The following is a 310-nucleotide window of genomic DNA, read 5'->3' as shown; positions in this document are numbered from 1 at the left end:
CCCTGGAACTGCCCGAAGTTACTCTCCATGCCCCACACCGCGACCAGCGCCTGACGGTCCACACCGTACTGCTGTTCGATCTTCTGCAGATCATCAGCGTATTGCGAGAGCAGTGCCTGACCTTTACGCACGCGAGCGGCGGAAATTGCACCATCCAGGTATTCCCACACCGGACGGCTGAACTCGGGCTGGCTGCGATCGGCCTTGACGACGCTCATGTCCGGCGTGACCCCGGCAAAGGCCTGATCGAAGACGTCGGCGCGGATCCCTGCTTTTAGAGCCTGAGCGCGAAAACCTGCCTGCCATTCGG

The 310-nt window shown here is 61.6% G+C and carries 1 protein-coding gene; it reads right to left on the bottom strand.

Annotated features, from left to right (window positions below):
• Positions 1 to 310 (bottom strand): lytic murein transglycosylase (locus tag EE949_RS18260; RefSeq protein WP_206335713.1); only part of this gene is annotated, 310 nt, incomplete at both ends.

Origin of the sequence: Pseudomonas viridiflava, assembly GCF_900602065.1 — a bacterium.
Classification (GTDB): Bacteria; Pseudomonadota; Gammaproteobacteria; order Pseudomonadales; family Pseudomonadaceae; genus Aquipseudomonas.
This window is presented reverse-complemented; position numbering and strand designations above follow the sequence as displayed.